Origin of the sequence: Nibribacter koreensis (assembly GCF_039541795.1) — a bacterium.
Lineage (GTDB): Bacteria > Bacteroidota > Bacteroidia > Cytophagales > Hymenobacteraceae > Nibribacter > Nibribacter koreensis.
In genome coordinates this window covers 21,114-40,905 of sequence record NZ_BAABGX010000002.1, presented here as the reverse complement: position 1 = coordinate 40,905, position 19,792 = coordinate 21,114, and the positions used below count along the sequence as shown (strand labels likewise).

Genomic DNA, 19,792 nt, shown 5'->3' with positions numbered 1-19,792 from the left:
TTAATCAAGCTTATGTTTCAATCTCTTACTCTAGCCACCACCATCATGCTGGCGGTGATTGTCTTCGGGCTCTTTATTGTCATCATAAAGATGTACCGCAAGGCCATTCAGGGCGAAGCCATGGTGCGTACCGGTATGGGCGATACCAAAGTATCCTTCTCCGGCATCTTCGTGGTGCCCATCATCCACAAGCTGGAAATGATGGACATCACCCTCAAAACCATTGTCATTGCCCGCACCGGCACAGAAGGCTTGATCTGTAAAGACAACCTGCGCGCCGACATCAAAGTGAACTTCTTTGTGCGCGTGAATAAAACCGCCGAGGACGTGGTGAACGTGGCGCAGTCCATTGGCTGTAAGCGCGCCTCAGACCCAATGGCCTTAGAGAGCCTTTTTGATGCCAAGTTCTCAGAAGCCTTGAAGACCGTGGGCAAGCATTTTGACTTCGTGGACCTGTACCAAAGCCGCGACGAGTTCAAGCGCCAGATCTTGGCCACCATTGGAACAGACTTGAACGGTTATATTTTGGATGACTGTGCCATTGATTACTTAGAGCAGACGCCGCTTTCTAGCCTCAATGAGAACAACATCCTGGACGCCGAAGGTATCAAGAAGATCATTGACCTGACTGCCAAGCAGAAAGTACAGGCCAACCTGATTGAACGCGAGCGCGAGAAGACCATCAAAAAGCAAAACGTAGAAGCGCAAGAGACTATTCTGGAGCTGGAAAAGCAACTAGCCGAGAACCAGGAAAAGCAACGCCGCGAGATTGCCTCCATCAAAGCCAGAGAATCTGCCGAGATTGAGAAAGTAACCCAGGAGCAACGCATGATCTCAGAAAGAGCCCGCATTGCCACCGATGAAGAAGTGCAGATATCAGAACAGAACCGTGACCGCCAGATTTTGGTGGCCGAGCGTAGCAAGCAACGTACAGATGCCATTGAAACGGTACGCGTAGAGCAAGCTAAGCTGTTAGAAGAAAACGAAATGCAACGCATTGTGGCTCTGGCTCAGATTGAGAAAGATAAAGCCGTAGAAGAAGAGCGTAAGAACATCCAGGCCATCATCAAAGAGCGCGTGGTAGTAGAGAAAGCGGTGGTAGAGGAAGAAGAGAAAATCAAAGACACCAAAGCCTTCGCCGAAGCCGAGCGTATCAAATCTGTCGCCATCACGACGGCCACTATGGAAGCCGAAGAAGCCCTGGTGAAAGAGATCAAAGGTGCTGAGGCTGCCAAAGCCGCCGCTGAGTTTAGAGCTGAGCAGTTGTTGATTGACGCCGAAGCCGAGAAGACCTCTTCCATCAACCGCGCCCAAGCCATCAAAGTAATGGCTGAAGCCGAGGCCACGCAAGCCGCCGCCGTTGGTTTGTCTGAAGCCCAGGTAATGGAAGCCAAAGCCGCCGCCCGTCAGAAAGAAGGCGAGGCCGAAGCCAACGTAACCGAGCGCCAGGCCATAGCCACCGCTAAAGCCACCAAAGTTCAAGCAGAGGCCCAAGCCGAAGCCGACGAGAAACTAGGAATGGTAGCCGCCAAAGTAACCCAGGAGAAAGGCTTGGCAGACGCTTCTATCATCGCCAACCTGGCCTCTGCCGAGGAGAAGCGCGGTTTAGCGGAAGCCCGTGTAAGCGGAGAGAAGTTCACCGTAGAAGCCAAAGGCATTGAAGAGAAGGCAGACGCCATGAAGAAACTGGACGGCGTAGGCAAAGAGCACGAAGAGTTCAAGCTACGCCTGGAGAAAGACAAAGCCATTGAACTGGCCCACATTGACATCCAGAAAGAGATTGCCGCGGCCCAGGCCAGCGTGATTTCTGAGGCCCTCAAAGCTGCCAAGATTGACATTGTAGGCGGTGAGACCATGTTCTTTGATCAGATAGTAGGCTCCATCACCAAGGGCAAGCAGGTAGACCGCCTGGTGACCAACAGCGAAGTGCTGGGTACCGTGAAAGAAGCCTTCTTCCAGAAGGACGGCAACGGCCACATTGACTTCAAAGCCAACCTACAGCGCTTCATCACGCAGTTTGGCATGGACACCGAAGATGTGCGTAACCTAAGCGTTTCTGCCCTGCTCTTGAAGATGATGCAACAGAAGACCCTGGATGACGCCACGGCCAACACGCTCAAGGAACTGACGTCTACGGCCACGGCCCTGGGTCTTGGTGACAAGCCGGTGTATACCTTAAACTAAAGAAAACTCTTTCTAAGCGCCTCTTCTCCAAGTGAGAGGAGGCGCAGGAAGGAGGCTTGAGGGAAGAATCGTTTTTGGCTTATTTTCAGGAAAAGAGGCTAAAAGCGGGGGAGCGGTCGTTGTGAATGGTATTACCCTGGAAAAAAATTTGAAAAACCTGAGAAGAGTGGGCGTATGCTTTTACCCTTCACCGGAAATCAGTAGCTTTATTTTCAGAGGTAATATTTTTTGACTTTGATTTTATCCCCATGAAAGCTCTTACCCTTTCCCTTTTGTTTAGTGCTTCGGTCTTGACATCTGCCATGGCGCAAGCTCCAGCCAAACCTGCCGCGCCGGCCAAAAACCGGGCCGCCTATACCTTGCCACAACAGTTCAACTCCTTAAAGTTCAGGTCTTCTTCTTACTCAGAAAACGGCCAGGCCTATAGAGTAGTGCGGGAAAGCAGTTTTGATGCCTTATCTAAAAGCGTTCAGGACACTTTACGGGTAAGGGAACAGAGCATCAAGAATGCAGGCAAAGAAACCGCCGTGGCCCTGGCCAAAACGCAACAAGAGCTAGCCGACCAGAAAGCGAAGGTAGTGGCCTTACAGCAGGAGAACGCCAAGAAAGAGCAGCAGATTCAGCAAGGCGCCCATGACGTAGCCAGCCTTTCTGTGCTGGGCCTTGACATGGACAAGCAAGTGTACGTGTGGCTGAGCTTGGGCATCATTCTAGGTTTAGGCGTATTAGCGGCGGTTTTTGCTGTCATGTACAAGAAAAGCAACGCCGAGGCCCAGGAGAAGATAGACGCCTTTGAAGAAGTAAGCGAAGAATTCAAAAACTACAAGCAGGCCGCCCGCGAGAAAGAAATCAAACTTAAACGTGACCAGCAGTCTGAGGCCAATAAGGTAGAAGAACTGAAACAACAACTTGCCCAGTTGAAGAACTAAGGGGGGCGTTGCAGTAGGTAGTAACGGTAATTAAACAGATTGAGAAGCAAACCCAGAAGTAGATCAATAGATGGACGAGTAGTTGCCACGTGGGTAGCCATTCCATCGTTTTTTGTTGGTGTCTACTTGTTTGTTTTTCATGCTTACCATTATGACAGTTATATAACTGACTTGGGTATTTGGTTTCCGATTGGGAGTATTGCTGCTGTGCATTACTCTTGGTTTTATGTCATTCCCAAATCAAAGTGGAATAGGTTTGCTAATTATTGGATAGGTCTTCTGATTTATGCAGTTTTTTTCTTTGGGTTGATCCAGGGGCAAGATGCTTATGAAAGCTATCAGTTAGAGAAATATGGTGTTTCTGCCAATGGGGAAGTAGATTTGATCTATTTGAAACGAGGTTATAAATCCACCACTGAAACAGCTGTGATTCACTACTATATAAATACTAAAAGGTATGTGCAGGAAGTGAATAATGAGAAATACCATCTCAAAATTGGCGAAAGAATCCAATTGAGGTGCTCAAGTCAAGATCCTGAATTGTTTACTATGGTCTTCCCTCAAGAGAATAATCTGTATTAAACTTTTAGTTCAAGCCATATGCTAGGAAGTTTTAAACAATAAGTTAAAAACTGATCATTAAAGTGAGCCCACAAACTAAGCGACCATCCGCTGACCAAATTAGGCGAGTAAGAGAAATGATAAAAGCCCGCGAGGCTTCTCAAAACCGATTGATTGCGTGGGGATTAGCTTTGGCGTTTGTTATTGGTGTTCTCTTACATGTATTTTATTCTCATACATACGACAGTGTCCTTCCAAAAATGGCCATTGGTCTAGTGATGATAAGTACTATAGGGTTCGGTGTATGGCGCCTTCAAGTTTTTCCTGATAGTAGATGGGGTAGAATTAGTAATGTATTGTTGGGCGTTATACTCCTTTTCCTAATGTTTTTCTCACTTTTTGCAATTTCTACCTTTTACCAAAATGGACAATTGGAGAAATATGGCGAGGTGGTATCTGGAAAAGTAGAAACTATTTACATGAAGACGGGTCGAAACAGCAGGGAGTACGCAGTATTTCAATATACATTATCTGGAAAACAGTATCATCAGGAAATTTGGAATGATAAAAACCTCTCAATAGGTGATAGTGTGACGATAAAATGCTCAAGCCAGAATCCTGAAATATTTTCACTCATCTCTTATAAAACGAGAAAGTAGGTAGAGGCTACGCGCCTTATTCCATTGACTCGATATTGAGCCTCAGGATAAAGTAAAATTGAATATTGAATTCTTAATTAAACAGTCGTTTTTAGCCTGATTTCTCAGAAACAAGCCAAAAACGGACTTGTACCAAATTCTACTTCACCCAAATAAATTAGTATACTCTCATCTAAGAGAGGACTGGGGGTGAGGTACAACCTTTACCACCATGAGCACTATTACTTCTGAAAATAATACCTCTTCCACAACCAATCCAGTTCAACTAGAAGGCGGCACCTATGAGATTCTGCGTAACCGTCTGGCCAAAAGTGGCGGGGAGTTGCGCGGTCTGCTGGACCAGCTAAACCAGGAACGGAAAGAGGTCTTCGGAGCGATTGAGACCAAGTTGCTGGCCACCGAGCGTGTCACTACGGAGCACAACTGCGTGCCCTATGACATGGTGCCGGTGGGAAATTTCCTGCTGTTTGGCTACAACGTGCACCTGGGCTTAAAAACAGAAATAGAGCTGAGCGACGTGTTCAGTGTCTATTCTTATGAAGGGCACCAGTTCCATCACCAGCCACTGGACCTCATCCAGAACGCCGCCTTTCAGGACGAATTCCAGAAGCTGTACAAATACTACAAGAACACGCAGTTTGTCAAGTTTGCCGTCATGGGCGTGCACCTGTTCATGGTGTTCAGGATTGGCAAAGGCGTTAATGACATCAAGACCTTTAAATGGGCCATTCAGGGCGGTACGCTCACCTATCTGGACAACCGCTCAGACCATGAGTACCAGTTCCCCAATCAGCACGACTTCGCCTGGAAGCGCGTACCCCGCGAGGCCCAGCGCAAAGGCAAGCACCCGCACATCTCCATTGAGGACAAAGTCTTTGTAGAAACCATCAACGGCGACCTTACCATCAAGGTAGAGGACAACACTGACTCGGGCCAGGGCATTTACTCAGAGCCGGTGGAGGACAAAGACCAGACCCTGGACGACTCAGAGCTGTATTATTCCATCATCGGTAACCTCATTCTGCTCAAGATCAGGCCGTACCGCGAGAATGCCTACCGCTACATTGTCTACAACGCCAAACTGAAGGAAGCGCGCCGCATTGACGCCATCCAGGACTGTTGCGTGTTTTTGCCAGAAAGCCAAGGCATCATTTACGCGTATGGCTATTACCTGCAAACCGGCGAGTTCAAGTCTTTTGACAACGGCTTGCAGGAGATGTTGTTTGAGAAGCGCATAACCTCGCCCAACGGCGAAGATTTCCTGTACGTCTTCTACAACAAGGATTCGGGCGTGTACCTGCTGTTGAGCTACAACCTGATCACCCAGAAGATTGAAAGCCCCATCATCTGCCACGGCTACGCCATTTATGAGAACGGCGAGTTATGCTATTTCAGGGCAGACGAAGAACCCAAAAAGCACCATGCGCTCCAGATCTGGCAGACGCCGTACATTGGCTCTAACTTCAGCATACCAGTTACCAAGGACTCTTACCTATATAAGATAGGCAACAAGGAGATTGTGCAGGCCATGGCCGAGTGCACCGAGATTCTGACGCTGGTCAACAAAGAGGATTCCTATGACAACCTGTACCTGGACCTCATTAAAATTACTACAGACCTGCTGGACTCGTATCACTGGCTGAACCAGAAAGAGACGTTCGGTTTGGCAGAACCAGTAGGTGCCATCCGGCAGACGGCCACCGCCGCGGTGGAGGAGTTTGAGAAAGTCATCAGCATACGCAAAAGCACACAAGCGCAGGTAGACCAGGTGTTGGGCCTGGCTGGTGACTTGATATCCAAGCTGAAGGTCCAGAGCAACGGGCACATCAATGACTTTGTCAAGTCCCTGGCTGATCTGCGTGCCGTGCGCGGCGAGGTCATTTCTTTAAAGGAACTGCGCTACGCAGACTTGACGCGCATTGAAGACTATGAGGCGCAGTTGCAGGGCTTCAGTCAGGAGATTGCCAACCAGACGGTGGCCTTCTTGCTCAAGCCAGATGCCCTGGTGCCCTATGAAAAACGGGTAGGGGAGATCACGCAGGGCATTGACAAGATTGCCAAAGTGGTAGAAGCAGATGCCACCGAGAAAGAGATTGCGGGCGTGAGCAGTGAGCTGGAAATGCTCATTGAGATTGTAAGCAACCTCAAGATTGAGGACGCTACCCAAACCACGCGCATTGTAGACGCCATTTCTACCATCTACGCCTCCTTTAACAAAACCAAAGCTACCCTTAAACGCAAACGCCAAGAGTTGCTGAGCTCTGAAGGTCAGGCCGAATTTAATGCCCAAATCAAGCTCATCAGTCAGAGCGTCATCAACTTTTTGGACGTCTGTGACACGCCTCAGAAGTGCGAAGAGTACCTGACCAAGCTCATGGTGCAGTTGGAGGAGCTGGAAGGGCGCTTCTCTGAGTTTGACGCCTTTTTAGAAATCATTGCAGACAAGCGCGAAGAGATTTACTCTGCGTTTGAAAGCAAGAAAGTAGCCCTGCAGGAAGCCCGCAACAAACGCGCCACCACCCTGCAACAAGCCGCCGACCGCATTCTCAAAGCCGTACAAAGCCGCATCAGCAAGCTAGACACCGTGGCTGAGATTAACGGCTACTTCGCGTCTGACTTAATGCTGGAGAAGGTGCGCACCACCGTAGACGAGCTCTTGGCCATGGGCGATACCGTGAAGGCAGATGCCATCCAGAGCCGCCTGAAAACGTTACGCGAAGACGCCGTACGCCAGCTCAAAGACAAAAGCGAGCTGTTCGTGGACGGGCAGAACGTGCTCAAGTTCGGGACGCACCATTTCACGGTGAATACCCAGCCGCTGGAACTGAGCATTGTGCACCGCGAGGACGCCATGTACTACCACCTCACCGGCACCAGCTTCTTTGAGAAAATCACCGATGAGCGTTTCCTGAGTTACAGACCCGTTTGGGAGCAGTCGCTTATCTCAGAGAACAACCAAGTCTATCGTGCCGAATACTTGGCCTTCCAGATTCTGCAAGCCGCGCAACTAGCTAAAAATTCGTCTGCTACGGGAGAGGCCGCAGAAGGAAGTCTACGTCTATTCACCCTGGATGAACTGCATAAACTTAAAGCGGAGGAGCTGACGGAATACGTGCAGAAATTCATGTCCGTGCGCTTTAATGAAGGGTATTTGAAAGGCGTGCACGACCATGACGCGGTGCTAATTTTAAGTACCTTGGTGCGTTTGTTTAAAACCGCAGACTTGCTCCGCTACACAGCCGTTGACCGCGCCGCCGCCCGTTGTTTTTGGGCTGTTTTCATGAAAGAAGGCCAAAAACAACTGTTCCATCATCAGCTCAAAGGCGTGGGCGCCATTTTGCAGGTGTTCCCAGAAACGCATCAGTTTGACAACATCAAGGCAGATTTACAACGTGAGCTACAGGCTTTACAGCAGGAGACCGGTTTATTACCAGAAGCCAATGCCACCGCGGCCGGCGAGTATCTTTTCTTTGAGCTTACCCGCGGTGACCAGTTTGTGACGAGTGCACTGGCCGCCGAGCTGGTGCAGAACTTCCATCAGTACCTCACAGAGAAAAAGGCCTGGGCCATGTTTGAGGCATCTGCCGGGGCCTTAGAAGAGAACAAAGTAGAGCAATATGAACTGATGGCACATTGGCTGAAAGCCTTTGCCACTCAAACTAATCAAGCAGACGCAGAAGAATATGTGCCCGAGGCGGCGGTGTTGTTGCTCTTGCAGGAGTTAAAGCCCAAGCAAGTGGTGCACGCAAATCTGCGCGAGACCTTAGCAGGCATGCAAGGCAGTCACCCGTTGTTGCAGGAACAGCAATACCCGTTGCATTTCCATGGCTTCCAGCAGAAGTTGGGCCAGTATGAGACGCAGGTGGTGAGCCAGTTTAAAGAATTCCATGCGCTCAAGCACCAGATGACCGTCACGTTTGAAGAGGAACTGCGCCTGCAGGAGTTCAAGCCTCGGGTCATGTCTTCGTTTGTACGCAACAAACTCATTGACCAGGTGTACCTGCCGCTTATTGGCGCCAACCTGGCCAAGCAGATGGGCACAGCCGGCGAAACCAAGCGCACCGACCTCATGGGCATGCTCTTGCTCTTGTCGCCTCCGGGATACGGCAAGACCACGCTCATGGAGTACATTGCCAACCGTCTGGGCATCATCTTCATGAAGATCAACGGACCGGCTATCGGGCACCAGGTCACGGCGCTTGACCCAACCGAAGCCCCCAATGCCGCCGCCCGCGAGGAGCTGGAAAAGCTGAACCTGTCCTTTGAGATGGGCGACAATGTCATGATTTACCTGGACGACATCCAGCACTGTAATCCTGAGTTCTTGCAGAAGTTCATCTCCCTGTGTGATGCCCAGCGCAAGATTGAGGGCGTGTACAAAGGCCGAAGCAAGACGTATGACTTCAGAGGCAAGAAAGTGTGCGTAGTCATGGCTGGTAACCCGTACACTGAGACCGGCGACAAGTTCAGAATCCCTGACATGCTGGCCAACCGCGCCGATATTTACAACCTGGGTGACATTCTGGGCGACACCGAAGACGTGTTCAAGCTAAGCTATCTGGAGAATGCCATGACGTCTAACACCGTGCTGGCTAAACTCTCTGCCAAGAGCCAGAAAGACGTGTATGCACTGGTGAAGCTAGCGGAAACGGGCAACGGCGAAGGCTTGGAACTGGAAGCCAGCCACACCGCCGAAGAAATCAACGAGTACGTGTCGGTGCTCAAGAAACTGCTGACCATACGGGACGTGATCCTGAAGGTGAACCTGGAGTACATTAAATCTGCCGCCCAGGCAGACGAGTACCGCACTGAGCCGCCGTTCAAGATGCAGGGCTCGTATCGCAACATGAACAAGCTCGCCGAGAAGGTGATGCCCATCATGAACGACCAGGAACTGCACACGCTTATCTTGTCCCATTACCAGTCAGAGTCCCAGACCTTGACCACCGGCGCCGAGGCCAACATGCTCAAGTTCAAACAGCTCATTAACATTGCCACACCAGAGGAAATCCAGCGCTGGGAAGACATCAAAGTCACCTTTGTGCGCAACAACAAGCTCAACGGTTTTGGCGGAGCGGGCAACCAGGTAGGGCAGGTACTGGCGCAGATGGAGAACATTTCTGAGGGGCTCGAAGGAATAAAGCAAGTGCTGGGAGAAAAGAAAGCAGAGAGCAAGTTGATGATAGGAGAGAATTAAAACAGCAATTTTGTTTATTATAAGACTAGTCATTTAATCTAAATACTATGGCCGTTTTCCACCATGCATTTTCAGATCCATTCCAACCTGAAGAGGTAGATTTGGGCTACATAGAAGGTTATAAACTAAAACAGACGTTCTTGGAATGGCCATGGGAAAAATGGCTTCATAAAATGGAAGTGGCGGCAACTGATGATTTCCATTCTTCTCCCACGTTAAACATATCCCAAAGAGACCAGAAAAGGGAAATGCTTTTGTCTGCATTAATTGACAAGGGACAAACCATATTCTATGTCTTTTACAGACGTCCAAAAATAGTGAAGAGTCTGTTTGGCTTGGTCAAAAAGCATGATGAGAAATACACCACAGAACTACTTGACCAGACCAAAGAACAGGCAGCACAACTTCTAGAAGCCTTCGTCAATGGGGATGATGCGTACCTAGATGAAAGAATAAAATAGACTTAATTATTACAGGAAGCTCAAGAGGGTTTTGTTAAAAACGCACCAAAACTACTTATCAGCTACCCTATTTCTAACCTCTGCACTTATGGAATTAAACCAGGTTCTACTCAAAGAATTTACCCAGGAAGCCAAAAGCACGCGCCGGATGCTGGAACGGATTCCGGCAGATAAGTTTGATTGGAAACCGCATACCAAGAGCATGCCCTTGGGTAAATTAGCGGCACACGTGGCAGAGATTCCGGAGATGTTTGTAGCCACCGTGTTGCGTACCCAGGAGATGGACTTTGTCCAGCAAAAGTATACTCCGTTTGTGCCTTCGTCCACGCAAGAATTGCTGGCCTACCATGACCAAGTTGTGGCCAGCGTGACGCAGGCGCTTACCAGTGCCAGCACAGATGACTTTGCCCAAACCTGGACCTTGCGCCATGGAATGCACACTATCTTCACGCGGCCCAAAGCCGACGTAATAAGAAGCGTAGCCATGAACCACCTCATTCATCACCGGGGGCAGCTGTCTGTATATTTGAGGCTGTTGGACGTTCCGGTGCCGGGCATGTACGGCCCCACCGCAGATGACGTGCAGAAAGGGTAATCTCTAAAATCTTTTTCAATGATCCGTTTTAGGGCCGTTTTCCAGAAAACAGCCCTAAAACGGATTATGCATGTATAGCACTCGCCAAGAAGAATCGTATTTATTCTTGAACCAGTCACTTACAAGAAAAATATTTATAAAATTTCATCGCTTCAGCTAAGTCCAACTGCCTCTATAATCCGTATTTCTACTATGACATTAAAAGGCGTTTTTGGCCTGTTTTAAGAGAAATAGGCTAAAAACGGTGCGCTTCTAAATTAAAAAGTTACCCCATTCAAATGGCTGTTGAATTAAAACTTGCGTAGAAAGCGTTACCTTTAAAGTCAGTTATAGATATAAATTTGTGCCGAAGGCCTTTATTCATTCTGTAGCCTTCCCATCACCTAATTATTATTTATGGCTACGCCAAGATTTTTGCAACCCACTGGCTTTCACGCAGAGCTGAAAAACAGAATTAACCAGTATTTCACCGATCGTGGTACTTCTCCCACTGGTAACTATAAGCTTTACACCAAAGCGATCATCCTCATCTCCAGCTTAATCTTATTGTACGTGCACCTGGTGTTCTTCACCCCAAACGTGTGGGTGGCGCTATTAGAGTGCGTGTTGCTGGGCGGCGTAACGGCCGCCATTGGTTTTAACGTGATGCATGACGGTGGTCATGGTAGCTTCAGCAAGAAGAAATGGCTGAACGAGTTGGCCGGGCTTTCCTTGAACGTGATGGGTGCCAACATTTTCATGTGGACCACCAAGCACAACGTCATTCACCACACGTACACCAACATTGACGGCGTAGACGATGACCTGGACGCACGTCCGTTCTTGCGTCTTTGTGAGAATCAAAAGCATTTGGGCATCCACAAATACCAGCATTTTTACTTCTGGGGTGCGTATGCCATGCTGTACATCTACTGGATCTTCTTCACAGACTATGTGAAGTACTTTACTCAGAAAGTGGGCGACATTCCACTAAAGAAAATGAAGCGCGCCGACCATATCTCGTTTTGGGCGTTCAAAGTACAACACTTTATCATGTTTGTGGTGGTGCCTATTTACATGGTTGGGTTCTTGCCTTGGCTGGTAGGTTTCTTGGTGTATGGCATGTTTACCGGCTTAGTCTTGAGCATTGTGTTCCAGTTGGCGCATACCGTAGAAGACGCGCATTTCCCGGTGGCCACTGTTGAAACCAACAAAATTGAAGATGAATGGGCCATTCACCAACTGCGCACCACGGCCAATTTTGCCACTAAAAACAAAGTGGTTTCTTGGTTGACGGGCGGGTTGAACTTCCAGATTGAGCACCATCTGTTCCCAAAAATCTCACACGTGCATTACCCTGAGATTAGCAAAATCATCAAACAGACTTGCGCAGAGTATAAGATTCCGTATATTGAGTACGAAAAAACAAGAACGGCCATTGCTTCTCACATTTCACACTTGAGATACCTGGCCAAAGCTGCATAAGCTCCCATACCTGAACCTAACGACAAAAACGGCAAGGCCTGAATCTACCAGATTCAGGCCTTGCCGTTTTTAGGCTGTTTTCCAGAAAATAAGCCAAAAACACTATGTATTCCTTTACTACCGCGATTACTCAAGAGACCTCTTAGCGTCTAGAAAACCTGAGAGTATTTATACCAAGAACGCCTCAAGCCGGTGATTCTCCCCTTGAGGGGGGCGAAGGGGGGGTACACCAGAAGATGAAAAAGCATCTCTCCTTATTTAGGAGGAGATGGGATGGTAAAGTCAGCAGCAGAAAGCAATGCGCGTGAGACAAGGCAGTGCCTTGTCTCTACAATTAAATCACGCATATCGTCCCCCTATGAAGGCCCGGAATGATTAACGCATTAAGAGTAGAAGAAAGCAGATAAAGACAATGCGTGGGAGACAAGGCCGTGTCTGGTCTCTACATTATTACCGTCAACCCCCTCATCCTAACCTTCTCCCTCAGGGAGAAGGGATCGGGCTCTTGCGTTTTTGGCCTGTTTTTCAGAATATAGGCCAAAAACAGCAAAGCCGCTCCCATGGGAACGGCCTTGCTAACTCTACTTATTAATCATTCATCACTAGTCATTAATCATTATCTAAGGTATCGTTCAAAGAACTCATAAGTTCTTAGCATCTGGTCAATGCGCTGGCGGTTATTGCCCGTGCGCGTGATCTCATGGGTAGCGCCCGGGTGCCGAACATATTCTACTGGGCGGTTCAGGATTTTGAGGGCCTTGTAGAGCATTTCACTTTGGATGACGCCGGTGCGCAGATCATTCTCCCCATGGAAGATGATGAGCGGCGTGGTGATGTTCTGCACGTAGGTGAACGGCGATTCACTCTGGATGATGGCTTTGTGCTCGGCCTCCCAAGGGTAGCCGCCAAAATAGTTGGGTACTAGGCGCCAGGCATTTCCTTCGCCAAAAAAGGTAGTCAAGTCGTAGACGCCGCGCTGCGAGCAGGCCGCCTTGAACCGTTTGTCATGACCCAAGATCCAGGACACCAGGTAGCCGCCATATGAGCCACCCGTGATGGCAAGTTTGGACGTATCAGCCCAGCCTTCTGCCACGGTTTTGTCCAGCGCCGTTAAAACGTCACTGGCCGGACCAGCGCCCCAGTCCTTGATGTTGGCGCGCATGAATTCTTCGCCGTAACCCCCAGAACCGCGTGGGTTGGCATAGACTACGCCGTAGCCTTTGGCGGCAAAATACTGGTACTCGTGCCACATGCTGCCTTCGCCGGGTCCCCACATAGCCGTTGGCCCGCCGTGAATCTCCAGCAGCAACGGATATTTCTGACCAGCTACGTAGTTGGTGGGCTTCATGACCCAGTACTCTACGGTCTGGCCTTTGCTGTTGGTGAAGGTGTGCTTTTCGGGTTGGCTTAGTTTCTTGTCCTTCACCCAGTCATGGTTGAAAGAGGTAAGGCGCTTGGTATTTTTGGCATCCGTGTTAGCGCTATACAACTCATTAGGGTTGGCAACTTCGGTCTTTACAAACACCAACTGCCCCTTCTCTACATCAAAGCTGTTCACGCCGCTGTTAAAGTCAGTGAGCTGGGCGACTTTCTTGCTTTTTACATCGGCACGGTTCAAGACAAACCCGCCATTGGACGGAGAGACAAAATACACGGTGCGGTCTTTCTCGTCCCAGGTAAGGTTGCTCTTGGTACGGTCATAGGCTATGGAGGTCATGTTGGCAGCTGAACCGTTCACGGGCATCACTGCCAGCACAGGATTGGCCACTTGCATGACCGGGCTGTACTGGAAGGCCAACATCTTACCAGACGGGGATACACTCACACCGTTGTAAGAGAAGCCTTTTTTAGACACCAGGGTCTTTAGATTTGACCCATTAGCATTAATGATATAGATGGAATTCTCCAGTGCCCGGGTAGGATTTTCTTCGGCAGAAGCATCGCCTTCAAAGACCACCTGCTGGCCGTTGTTCACAAACTGGGCGTTGGAACTGGACACGAAGCCGGGCGTCAAATCCTTTGGTGTGGCCCCAGGTTTGGCATCCATGATGAACACATGCGACAGGTTGATGGATGAGGACGTGGTAGACTCCTCCTGAAAAGACAACTGGTTGATGACCTTGGCCTTGTTATCCTTTTCGTTCTGGTCCAAGTAGGTTCTTATCTCGGCCAGCGATCCGTCTGGGTTGGCTTTGGAGGTAGTAGGCTTTAAATGCTCGTTCTGAAAGAAACCCGGTTTCTCATACGACCATCTTGGCACATCACGGCCAGGGTTCAACAGCGAGTCTGCCAACAACTCCCTTAACGCAAAGCCCGAGGTGAACAGAATCTGCTGTCCGTTGGGGCTCCAGCGCGGTTGGCTGGCGCCGTATTTGAATTTGGTCAACTGGACAGGCTCGCCACCGGCAAAGGAAAGCAAAAAGATCTGAGCCTTACCTTCTGCCACGCGCACAAAAGCTAGTTGCTTACCGTCTGGGCTCCAGGTGGGCTGGGTAGAATTGCTGGTGCCGTAGGTAAGCTGACGTGCTGGTGCACTGCCATTGGTGGGTTGCAGGTACAGCTGCGTCACGTACTTGAACTCGTTTTTCTGGGCAGCGTCTGGCTCAATACTGGTCACGGTAAAGGCCACCTGCTTGCCATCCGGCGACAAAGCTACCGATCCCATCTGCTTGATCTTGAGCATGTCTGTGATCTGGACCAGGTTGCCATTCTGTTGCTGCGCGTAGCCATAGGAAAAGCTCACCCACCAGAAAAGCAGGAAAGCCATACATTTTTTGTTCATGTCAGGTTGGTGTGTGGAGGTTGGAGTACAGCCGGCTTTCTATAAGCCATTCTTTAAATCTAGAAAAATAACTTTAGTAACCACCTATCTCTTCTTGTGGAAAGATGAGCATGTTGGCGTAATTCAACCAATAATAACTCAGGTAGGATAATTCTTTGCACAATCCTTTTAGAGAGTCAGCTGTATAGACTTCATTAGGCCTATGATAGCTATTGTTTATTCACGAAGCAGGACTGCGTTGTAAATAAACACGGATAAAAGTTTTGATTTCTTTTTGGTGAGATTAACTTTGTAACGCAAAGTACTATGTAAAGTGATAGAAGATAAGGTCAACTATGGCCTTTTTTAATGAAAATTAACTTTGTAACACAAAGTACTATGCAATATAATAGTGTCGTGCACCTTACTATTCTCACCTATATGAAAAAGAAAAATTGGAACCTCCCCGTTGCCACCATTGCCTACAGTTATCTATTCTATAGCCAGACTGCGGGAGTTAATTACCTGCTGTTTACAGTGCTTTTGATTGCCTTACTCACTTTCCAGAAGGAAAGGAGGGAAATGCTTAACAGAAATTGGCTGATCACTGCTTTTGCCTGCCTTATCTCTGCCTTCAGCGTTGTTGTAGTAAATTCTGGCTTGTCTATTTTGGCTAATGTTATTTCCCTTGCACTTTTAGCCGTGTTTAGCACCGCGCCTTCTGCTTCCATCTTTTATGCGGCCCTATATGCTATCTGGTCCTTGATAGCGGCACCTGTTAAAGCATTGATGGTTTCTAAGGATTCTACCCAAGAGCAACAGCTTGCCACTTTGTCGTTTGTTCCAACCAGTAAACATCGGATTTCCGTGGTTGGGCTTCCTTTGGTGATATTCTTTCTTTTCCTGTGGCTTTACAAGAACTCCAGCATGGGATTTGAGCATGTACTAAGTTTTATAAACTTTGACTTTATTTCCTGGCCATGGGTGTGGTTTACTTTGTTTGGAGCGTGGTTGTTAGTTTGTTTTTTCAGGCCCTTGATCCTAACAAAATTGGCTAAGGTGGATGAGTTGGCACCTAATCATCTTTGCCGGGTCAAAAAATATGCTCAAAGGGTTTTTAATACCATGGCATTGAAGAATGAATTGAAAACGGGCGTGCTGCTACTGGCCCTGCTGAATGGACTCCTTTTTGTATTTATACTGTCCGACGCGTATTATCTCTTCATAGGTGACCTTCCTGAGGGCATACCCTATTCAGAGTATTTACATCAAGGCGTATATACTCTCATCTTCACTATCCTTTTAGCCATTGCCATTCTTTTATATTTATTCAGAGAAAACCTGAACTTCTACAGCAAGAACCAATCTTTAAAAAAGTTAGCCTACGTGTGGCTGGGACTAAACATGGTGTTGGTACTCCTTACGCTCACCAAGAATAGCATTTACATAACAGGTACTGGTCTGACTTATAAACGCATTGGGGTGTACACCTACCTCATCTTAACTGGAATAGGATTGATCTTTAGTTACATAAAAGTGTCCAAGGTTAAGACCAACTGGTATCTGTTTAGAATGAATGGCTGGGCAGTGTACGTACTTCTGGTGGTCTTCTCTACCGTGAACTGGGACAGAGTGCTTACTAGATTCAACCTGACCTATGCCAAGTCGCCAGACCTTGCATATCTATTCACTTTGTCTAATTCTAACCTCTCTCTCTTGAAAGAGGATATTGCCTTATCCAGGCACGCCTTCACTGACAATCAAAAAAAATCTTTGGCGGAATGGGAGCTGGAGTATTTGAGGGGAGAAGCGCAAAAAGAGTGGCAGTCCTGGAATTACAATGATTGGCGCCTGAGCAATGAGTTAAGGTGATGAGGGCATATCTCCTTCGGGAGGAACATCAGTTTTTTTGAATGGTTTTAATAGAAGTCCGTTTAGATTTAGACCATTCAAAAAACTCCCATAATCGTTTTTGGCCTCTTTTAATCAAAAGAGGCCAAAAACGATTATGGGAGTTTCCACTGCATATGAGTAGTGTGCAAGCTACGCTGGATATCTCAGGGAACGATGCTGTTACCTATTCTGCTCAATCTGTTGCACCAGTTCATCGTCTGATAAAGTGTCTAGCCAGTCTTTGGCAACTTCTAGCCGTACGGTTTGGGCCTGGCCGCTGGGAGTGCAGACTACGGTCACTTTGCCAGCGTCCGTCTCACTGAGCTCAGTGGCTTTTTCAGCGGCATCTCCCTCTAGGCCCGCATAGGCTTGCACGCACGTCCAGGTAAGGTTGTCTTTATCGGTTACTTCGCGTTGAACCATGTTCTTTTTGTAATTAGAAATTAGAAGTTAAAAATTAGAAATTGGTTTAACGGGAATGCGACGAAGAAGGAGAATGATAGAATGCGTTTTTAGCATGTTTTGGCCAAAAGAGACTAAAAACGGATTTATGTGGAGATGTGGAAATTTGAAGATGTGTCCATGGGGATTGTTTTCAAAATATGGAAGAGAATGCCATCAGAGACTATGAACTGTCTAGCCAACCCACAAGTCTCCCAAACCAAGCCCGCAGGATGTGCCACTTTCAGGGTGACAAAGTGAAAGGTTCAATTTAGGCATCTCCACATTTTCAAATCTCCAAATCTCCACATCAATCACTTAACCAGCAAAGTCAAATGCGTTGATGTAGCCGCTCATTTGCTGAAGGAACAGGTGTATGTGAAAGCCGTCTGCCAGCGCGTGGTGCAGGGCAATGCTCAACGGCAGGAAAACGCCATGCTCACGCTTTTCCAACTGCCCGAACGCTATTTTAGGAATACCAGCTTCTTGGTCATTGATCATAAACGCGTGCTCCATCCCTTTAAAGGGAAACCAGGGCAGGGTGGTGACATGCAGGTTGTCGGGGCCTTGGTAGCCGTGAAATAGTTTGGGGCTGGATTTTACCTCCTGACTAATGGCTTGGGCAGAAGCGCAGAATTCGGCTAAAGAATCCTGGAAAGGAAAATGTGCGAAGGCTATGGTCTGATTGTCTTTAAGCAACGTGGTGGAAATGTCCAGCCCCTCATACTTGACCGGTTGTCCGTTGTCCAGGCGGTACAAGAAATTGTCAGCGGTTCTGGCGGCCTGCAAGGTCACGTACAAATAGGCCATAAACACAGACGTCTGGGTGCGCTTACAATAAGTATAGAGCGGCGTGATGTCTATCTCTGTGTGCACATTGAAAAACGGCTGGGTGAAGCTTTTGAAAAAATTGAACTGCTCTTCGCGGTCCCAGCCCTGCACGGTGATAGGGTGTTTAGTGTATTTCGTGGTCATACGTGGTGATTCTTTTCTCAACTAGAGGTTTATGGATGTGCTGTATTTGGCTTCCTTTTACATGTAAAATTCCTTCGTCCTCCATCTGGCCCAGCAGGCGGTTTAGGTTGCGCTGCGAGGTGCCTAAGAACTCAGTGAGCAGGCTTTTGGTGACGTGGAGGTCCTGGACTTGGGAGAGTTCGCGCAAAACTATCAAAAGCGTGTAGTAGAGCCGGTTGGTGCTCTGGATGGAAGTTTGCAAAGAGGTATTAGCCAGTTTAGACGCTATGGCCTTGTGCACCAGCAAATTGAAGTCAGGTTCCTGAGCCAGCATCTGAAGGAATTGTGCCTGCTCCAGGTAATGGAATGAGCAGTGTGTGAGGGTATGCACTGTGCAGATGTAAGGCATGCCCAAAATGGCTTCTACGTCACCCTCCATCTCGCCGGGACCAAATACGCCCAAGGTAAAAAGTTGTCCGTTGGCGGTAGTGCGCGTAACCTTTACCAGACCCGAAGCCAATACATAAATGCCTTTGGGATGGGCTCCTTGTTGTAGAAGCACTTCTTGGGCATTTACCTGAACTTGCGTACTGTGGTACTGGGCCAGCAACATAGCGTTTGCCTGCAAGAACTGCACGATGCGGCTCCGGTAGTCAGTGAAAAATTGCTCTTCCATGCCACAAACTTACAGGCTTGCACACCGGTACCCAAGGACAATTGTCTTTCTCTTAAAACGGCTTGTATCCTTTGAGTCATTTTCGGGCTGATTTCCGGGAATGGAGCTAAAAACGACACCTGTTAACGTAACGTCGTTCCGCGGAACGACGTGCCCCCATGTAACGGGAACGCCTCTGGCAGAATAGAAACCTCTTTCTGGGAATGAATGAATCTTCTGTTTCAGAGAACAGTGCCAACCGGGATAGCGCGGCCAATGCTGCGTTGGACCACGTCGTTCCGCGGAGCGACGCTACAACCGGCAGTCGGCCGCTCTCGTGAACCAAGATAAAGCAAACCGTGCGCAGCACGAGTGACTCTGCAGCGACAGCAGCTGAACTTACATGCAAAAACCTGAATCTATCATCTAGTCTCAGCAGAAAGGGACCGAAACCAGTCTTGGTTCTGAGCGCCTCTGTTGTTTCGTCGCCTGAAAGGCGGGGCCAAAGGCCCAGAGTACAACAGCAGTGCGAAGGGCCAAGACGAGGCCCCGCGGCCGTGAGCGCTTAGCGGACAAAATGCAACAAGAAAGATAGTACGCACCGGAGCACAAGGTATTACCTAGGGATTAGCCAACGGAAGTGCACAAATGCACTACAGCAGTTAGAGAGGCAATCTTGGTCGTTGGTGAGAACACCAACAACAGCTAAAAATAATCTTGCCCTCCACCTCAGAAATTCCTAACAAAAAAACCAAACTACAGATACAAATCCTGCACCTCCATCGTCCCTAAATATGGCTCCACCACGTGCAAGGCATTAGCAGGTTCATAAAACGTACTGACGATGTGCAAGCCGCCCCGGCCCCAGACTTCTACAAAGCGGTTGTCAATGTAATAGAGTTGGACGGTCCAGTCCTTATGGTGTCTTAAAGCTAGGAAAGCGCCTTTCTGGGCCAACTCTTGCACTTGCATCCAAGGCGGCAGCTTTCTAAAAATAGAATATTCTAGCATGTGCGTCTATGGTATGGGGGTACCCTA

Annotated in this window: 14 protein-coding genes; 9 read left to right on the top strand and 5 right to left on the bottom strand. The window is 48.5% G+C overall.

Annotation, left to right across the window (positions count from 1 at the left end; translation table 11 throughout):
- Positions 1-12 precede the first annotated feature (12 nt).
- From ABD880_RS07350 to ABD880_RS07315, 8 genes are all read left to right on the top strand, one after another.
- Positions 13-2,184, top strand: coding sequence for a flotillin family protein (locus ABD880_RS07350; RefSeq protein WP_345164205.1), 2,172 nt, complete (start codon positions 13-15; stop codon positions 2,182-2,184).
- Between the two features lie 248 nt (positions 2,185-2,432).
- Positions 2,433-3,113: a hypothetical protein gene (locus tag ABD880_RS07345; protein WP_345164203.1), complete on the top strand. Its 681-nt coding sequence runs from the start codon at positions 2,433-2,435 to the stop codon at positions 3,111-3,113.
- 39 nt (positions 3,114-3,152) lie between these two features.
- Positions 3,153-3,695 carry a hypothetical protein gene (locus tag ABD880_RS07340; protein WP_345164202.1) on the top strand — a complete coding sequence of 181 codons (543 nt, stop codon included), beginning with the start codon at positions 3,153-3,155 and terminating at the stop codon, positions 3,693-3,695.
- A gap of 116 nt (positions 3,696-3,811) precedes the next feature.
- Positions 3,812-4,333, top strand: coding sequence for a hypothetical protein (locus tag ABD880_RS07335; RefSeq protein ID WP_345164200.1), 522 nt, complete (start codon positions 3,812-3,814; stop codon positions 4,331-4,333).
- 211 nt (positions 4,334-4,544) lie between these two features.
- A complete protein-coding gene (locus ABD880_RS07330; RefSeq protein ID WP_345164198.1) occupies positions 4,545-9,530 on the top strand; it encodes a DNA repair ATPase in 4,986 nt (1,661 codons plus the stop codon).
- 47 nt (positions 9,531-9,577) lie between these two features.
- Positions 9,578-9,991, top strand: a complete 414-nt coding sequence (locus ABD880_RS07325) for a hypothetical protein (RefSeq protein WP_345164195.1) — start codon at positions 9,578-9,580, stop codon at positions 9,989-9,991.
- A gap of 88 nt (positions 9,992-10,079) precedes the next feature.
- Positions 10,080-10,586, top strand: a complete 507-nt coding sequence (locus ABD880_RS07320; protein WP_345164193.1) for a DinB family protein — start codon at positions 10,080-10,082, stop codon at positions 10,584-10,586.
- Positions 10,587-10,982: 396 nt separating this feature from the next.
- Positions 10,983-12,050 carry a fatty acid desaturase family protein gene (locus tag ABD880_RS07315; RefSeq protein WP_345164191.1) on the top strand — a complete coding sequence of 356 codons (1,068 nt, stop codon included), beginning with the start codon at positions 10,983-10,985 and terminating at the stop codon, positions 12,048-12,050.
- A gap of 616 nt (positions 12,051-12,666) precedes the next feature.
- Here the strand turns inward: ABD880_RS07315 and ABD880_RS07310 are convergent.
- Positions 12,667-14,817, bottom strand: coding sequence for a S9 family peptidase (locus ABD880_RS07310; protein ID WP_345164189.1), 2,151 nt, complete (start codon positions 14,815-14,817; stop codon positions 12,667-12,669).
- Positions 14,818-15,180: 363 nt separating this feature from the next.
- Between ABD880_RS07310 and ABD880_RS07305 the strand changes: the two genes are divergently transcribed.
- On the top strand, positions 15,181-16,683 hold the full coding sequence (locus ABD880_RS07305) for a DUF4153 domain-containing protein (protein WP_345164187.1): 1,503 nt from the start codon (positions 15,181-15,183) through the stop codon (positions 16,681-16,683).
- Between the two features lie 201 nt (positions 16,684-16,884).
- Here ABD880_RS07305 and ABD880_RS07300 read toward each other — a convergent pair whose 3' ends face one another.
- The 4 genes from ABD880_RS07300 to ABD880_RS07285 form a co-directional block, all read right to left on the bottom strand.
- Entirely contained in the window at positions 16,885-17,127 is a 243-nt protein-coding gene (locus ABD880_RS07300) for a hypothetical protein (RefSeq protein WP_345164185.1), read from the bottom strand.
- A 336-nt stretch (positions 17,128-17,463) separates the two neighbouring features.
- Positions 17,464-18,120, bottom strand: coding sequence for a CatA-like O-acetyltransferase (locus ABD880_RS07295; protein WP_345164183.1), 657 nt, complete (start codon positions 18,118-18,120; stop codon positions 17,464-17,466).
- On the bottom strand, positions 18,101-18,775 hold the full coding sequence (locus ABD880_RS07290) for a Crp/Fnr family transcriptional regulator (protein ID WP_345164181.1): 675 nt from the start codon (positions 18,773-18,775) through the stop codon (positions 18,101-18,103). Before ABD880_RS07290 ends, ABD880_RS07295 begins: the two co-directional genes overlap by 20 nt.
- Positions 18,776-19,510: 735 nt before the next feature.
- On the bottom strand, positions 19,511-19,765 hold the full coding sequence (locus tag ABD880_RS07285) for a hypothetical protein (protein WP_345164179.1): 255 nt from the start codon (positions 19,763-19,765) through the stop codon (positions 19,511-19,513).
- Positions 19,766-19,792: the final 27 nt, after the last annotated feature.